This is a genomic window from Bathymodiolus azoricus thioautotrophic gill symbiont (assembly GCF_001298715.1).
Lineage (GTDB): Bacteria > Pseudomonadota > Gammaproteobacteria > PS1 > Pseudothioglobaceae > Thiodubiliella.
The window spans coordinates 1-1,764 of sequence record NZ_CDSC02000090.1; the positions used below are offsets into that span (position 1 = coordinate 1).

Annotated in this window: 1 protein-coding gene; it reads left to right on the plus strand. The window is 38.0% G+C overall.

Annotation, left to right across the window (positions count from 1 at the left end):
• Positions 1–125 precede the first annotated feature (125 nt).
• Positions 126–1,724: an oleate hydratase gene (locus BAZSYMA_RS01800; RefSeq protein WP_090714993.1), complete on the plus strand. Its 1,599-nt coding sequence runs from the start codon at positions 126–128 to the stop codon at positions 1,722–1,724.
• Positions 1,725–1,764: the final 40 nt, after the last annotated feature.

Sequence of the window (1,764 nt, forward strand, 5' to 3'; positions counted from 1 at the left end):
GTAACAACAGAAAAACTCCTAACAAATCATTCCAGCCGACCACTAATGCTACAGCTGAATTCAAGCGTTGTGTTTTCAAACACCTCTAATAAACACAACAAAAATACTCTATAAGGATATCAACAATGAAAAATAATAAAGATCGAGACCTGAGCAAGGCAAAAGTTTACTTAATTGGTAGCGGCATAGCTTCACTTGCTAGTGCGCTCTATTTAGAAAAAGATGCCGGTGTTCTGGGTAAGAATATTTATATCCTCGAAAAAGACAACATTCCAGGTGGCGCTCTTGACGGAGCAGGAGAAAGAGAAAAAGGCTTTGTTGTGCGCGGTGGTCGAATGCATGAAATACACTACGAGTGCTATTGGGAGTTACTGTCTCATATTCCTTCTTTGGAAGATGAAAGCATTTCTGTAAGAGATGAATCATTTGAGTTTAATGAGCGATTTGTATCAAATGGTCAAGCCAGGCTCTTGAAAGAAGGTAAAAAAATAGATGTATCTTCTTATGGTTTATCATTAAAGCAACAATCTGATTTTTTAAAACTCACATTTGTTGCAGAAGAATCATTGGGAAATAAAAGAATCATGGACTGGTTTGATGCTGATTTCTTTGAGACCAACTTCTGGTATATCTGGACATCAATGTTCGCTTTTCAAAAATGGAGTAGTCTTGCAGAAATGAGGCGTTACATGAAACGCTTCATACATCTGGTTGATGGACTTTATAAACTGGGTGGGGTTATGCGTACCAAGTATAATCAGTATGACTCTGTTGTTAGACCCATGAAGAAATATCTGGAGCAAAAAGGTGTTCAATTTCAAATGGGAAATGAAGTGATTGATATTGATATTGATATTGATATTGCTACCGACATTAAAACGGCTACTGTGATTCATCTTAAAAATAAATCTGAAATTGTTCTTGGTGAAAACGACTATGTCTTTATTACCAATGGCTCTATTACAGAAAGCACTGATAATGGGAGCTGGGATACTCCTGCAAAACTAAAAGGAATGACAGAGTCCGGTTCTTGGATGTTATGGAAAAAGCTTGCGGCTAAAGATAAAACCTTTGGCAATCCATCGCCTTTCTGTGACAACATTGATCTTCAAAAATGGTATTCATTTACAGCCACCATGTATGATTCTACATTTCAAGATTATATGGAAAACTTTTCCGGAAATGTTGATGGTACAGGTGGCCTCGTCACCATGACTGATTCAAACTGGTTAATGTCGATTGTGATAGCTCGGCAACCCCACTTTCCTAACCAGGCGGACGATGTGAAAATTTTCTGGGGCTATGGGCTCTACCCCGATAGAAAGGGTAATTTTATCAACAAAACAATGGCAGAGTGCACCGGTGCTGAGATACTTGAGGAGTTGTATTATCATTTAAAAATACAGGACCTTATGATGCCTATTACTGAAGCTGGAAAAGTAAACTGTATTCCTGTCGCCATGCCTTTTGTAGACAGTCTCTTTATGCCTCGTGAGCCAGGCGATAGACCAGATGTAATACCTGCTGGCGCAACAAATTTTGCATTTTTAGGTCAATTTGCAGAAGCACCGAAGGATTGTGTATTTACAGTCGAATATTCTGTTAGAACGGCTCAAATGGCAGTTTATAATTTATTTGATACCGATAAAGAAGTGCACCCAATGTACGATTCTGCTCACAATCCAAAATATTTGTTGAGAGCAATTAAGGCGATTCACAGATAACTTACAGCATAAGAATAATTAGGGTTAGAGTGTAATTTAA